We start from the raw sequence: 3,014 nt of genomic DNA, 5'->3' as shown, positions 1-3,014 counted from the left end.
GCCATCCAGGCCGACCCTGCCAATCCCGGCTATGACGCGATGAACATCAAGGCGCTGAAAGCCGACATCGTCGGCGCCAGCGTCGACATGCCCTCCCTCACCTCCTCGGTCAGCCGCGACAATCAGGGCCGTGCAACGAAAGTCGTGACCGACCCGTTCGCGCTCACCATCAAGGCCCGCGACAATGCTGACGGCGAACAGTTCGCCGGCGCGCTTGCCACAATGGGCTTCGAGACCCTGTCCTTCACCGGCGCCGGCGAATCGCTGTATGATCCGGATGCGGACATTGTGACCCTCGCCAAAGGCAAGAATCACTGGACCCTGAAAGACGGCTTCAAGCTCGACTTCTCGGCCAAGTATGCCGGCACCAAGGCCGTCGCGGCTGCCCAGACGGCTTCGCTCGATGCGAATGCCGACCCCGAGGCGATGCTCAGCTCGGTCCTCCAGAACGTCATCATTCACCAGTTCGAAATCGCGCTGGACGATGACGGCATGCTCGACCGGGCGCTGAACGCCCATGCCGCCCAGTCCGGTGAAGACCCCGCCGCCGTGCGCGGCCAGCTCTCCGGCATGTTCGCCATGGCGCCTATGTTCGCCGCTGGCACCGGCATTGATGCCGCCGTCGTCTCGGAACTTGCGACGGCCCTTTCGAGCTTCGTCACCGAGCCGAAAACGCTGACCATCTCGCTGGCCCCGAAAACGCCGGTTGCGGCGCAGGCCTTCGCCGATGCGGCGTCTGACCCGGCGAAGAAACTGACCAAGGAAACGCTCGGCTTCTCGGCCGGCAACAAGTAAGCCTTGCGGCAGACCTGACATGAGGGCGCGGCGGCTTCGGCTTCCGCGCCCTTTTCTTTGTCCCAGTGTGCAGGCATAGGCATTAGCCTATGAAACTCGCCTTTTTCGGAGATGTCGTCGGAAAGCCGGGCCGCAGCGCGGTGCAGTCGCACCTGCCGGGCCTGAAGGCGCGCCTGCGGCTGGATTTCGTCGTGGTCAACGGCGAGAACGCGGCGGGCGGCTTCGGCCTCACCAGCCAGATCGCCGAGGAATTCTTCGCCGCCGGCGCCGATTGCCTGACGCTGGGCGATCATGCCTGGGACCAGCGCGAGGCCCTGACCTATATCGAGCGCGAGCCGCGCCTGCTGCGTCCGCTGAACTATCCCCTGCATGCCCGCGCGCCGGGGAAGGGAGCCGAGCTCTTCACACTGCCGGACGGGCGCCGCGTCGGCGTCATCCAGCTTCAGGGCAATGTCTTCATGCGCCAGTCGCTGGCTTGCCCGTTTGCGGCGGCGGACGCCGCGCTCGACCAGATGCCCCTCGGCGCTGTGGCGGACGCGATCATCGTCGACATGCACTGCGAGGCAACGAGCGAGAAGATGGCAATGGGTCATCACTGCGACGGCCGCGCCAGCCTTGTCGTCGGCAGCCATACCCATGTGCCGACCGCCGACACGATGATCCTCACCGGCGGCACCGCCTACCAGACCGATGCGGGTATGTGCGGCGATTATGACTCGGTGATCGGCATGCAGAAGGAAGGCTCGCTCTACCGCTTCCAGTCGCAGCTGCCCGGCGAGCGCTACCAGCCCGCCCTCGGCGAAGGCACCCTCTGCGGCACCTATATCGAAACCGACGACCGCACCGGCCTCGCGGTCCGCATCGAGCCCATCCGGATGGGCGGCAGATTGAGTTCGCAGGTTCCGGTGGCCTGAGCCGCGACGAAATCCCAGCTTATGCAACACTTTCGGCGCCCTCCCGGAGTACAATCCACAGACGCATCAAGTACAGGAAGGATTTCTCCGGCAAGCCTGCGCTAAACACCCGCGCCCGGGGTTGAACGCCTGCCCATGTTGCAGTTCCAGCGCCTCCTCGCGCATCCGATTTCCGCACGCTGGTTCGCCCAGGCGCTCCCGATCTTTTGGCCGGCGCTTTACCAGCAGACGAGCCGCATCTTCCGCTGAATGGGAGAGCCCGGCCAGCCTTCCGGCGCCGGCCCAGATTGACGCTGGGCGCTTTCCATTGGCCGAGGCGTGCGTTAGAGAGCCCCCCGCACCGGAAACCGAACAAAACCAAGAGGGTTACGCCATGGCCGGCCATAGCAAATGGGCGAACATCCAGCACCGCAAGGGCAAGCAGGACAAGAAGCGCGCGGTGCTTTTCGCGCGCCTCGCGAAAGAGATCACGGTCGCCTCGAAGATGGGCGGGCCGGATCCCGGAATGAACCCGCGACTGCGCCTCGCGATCACCAACGCGAAGGGCGTCTCGGTGCCGAAGGACAATATCCAGCGCGCCATCGACAAGGGCCAGAGCGCTGGCGGCGCCGATTATGCCGACATCCGCTATGAAGGCGTCGGCCCCGGCGGCGCCGGCATCATTATCGAGGCCTCTACCGACAACAAGAACCGCACCGCGACCGATGTGCGCTCCGCCTTTACCAAGAGCGGCGGCGCGCTCGGCACCACAGGGTCGGTCTCGTTCAATTTCGACCAGCTCGGCGAAATCGAATACCCCGCCGCCGTAGGCACCGCTGACGAAGTGATGGAAGCCGCCATCATGGCCGGCGCGCAGGATGTGGTGTCGGATCAAGAGGGGCACTGGATCTACACCGCCCGGGAAGACTTCGCGGCGGTGACCACCGCGCTCGCGGACACCTTCGCCGGCAAGGTGGAGCCGACTTCCGCGAAGATCATGTGGAGGCCGAAGGTCAACGTGTCTGTCTCCGGCGACAATGCCGATGCGCTGATGAAGCTGCTCGACGTTCTCGACGAACTGGACGACGTGCAGAACGTCTATGACAATTCGGAACTCTCCGAAGAGGAAATGGCCCGCCTCGCCGGCTAGCCTCCACAATGCAGGGAGCGCCGCATGCGCATCGCCACCGCCTCCGGCCATGCTGCCTTCACGCTGAAGGCGGCGCTGGCCGACTGGCTGCGCGGGCTGGGCGCCACGTCAAGGATCTGGGTACGCACGGCGAGGCGAGCGTCGACTATCCGGATTTCGGCTACAAGCTCGCTGGC

General features: G+C 65.2%; 3 protein-coding genes and 1 pseudogene. All 4 read left to right on the top strand.

Annotated elements, in window-relative coordinates; genetic code table 11:
• Nucleotides 1–795, top strand: a 795-nt coding sequence (locus WEA77_RS09530; protein ID WP_368067640.1) for a hypothetical protein, incomplete at its 5' end; no start/stop codon positions are given.
• A gap of 89 nt (nt 796–884) precedes the next feature.
• The gene (locus WEA77_RS09525; protein ID WP_368067639.1) at nt 885–1,709 is read left to right on the top strand and encodes a YmdB family metallophosphoesterase; all 825 of its coding nucleotides are present in this window, start codon (nt 885–887) and stop codon (nt 1,707–1,709) included.
• A gap of 373 nt (nt 1,710–2,082) precedes the next feature.
• Complete coding sequence (locus WEA77_RS09520; protein WP_368067638.1) at nt 2,083–2,838, top strand: YebC/PmpR family DNA-binding transcriptional regulator; 756 nt, start codon at nt 2,083–2,085, stop codon at nt 2,836–2,838.
• Nucleotides 2,839–2,862: 24 nt separating this feature from the next.
• Nucleotides 2,863–3,014 (top strand): annotated as a pseudogene (locus WEA77_RS09515) (RpiB/LacA/LacB family sugar-phosphate isomerase); the annotation flags it as partial.

The sequence above is a fragment of the Hyphomonas sp. genome, assembly GCF_040882205.1.
Taxonomy (GTDB): domain Bacteria; phylum Pseudomonadota; class Alphaproteobacteria; order Caulobacterales; family Hyphomonadaceae; genus Hyphomonas.
Note: the sequence above shows the minus strand (reverse complement) of the source record. Positions and strands in the feature narration are given on the sequence as shown.

Coding starts and splice junctions, on each gene's coding strand:
- WEA77_RS09525 (WP_368067639.1), top strand. CDS start 885: ATGAAACTCGCCTTTTTCGGAGATGTCGTCGGAAAGCCGGGCCGCAGC.
- WEA77_RS09520 (WP_368067638.1), top strand. CDS start 2,083: ATGGCCGGCCATAGCAAATGGGCGAACATCCAGCACCGCAAGGGCAAG.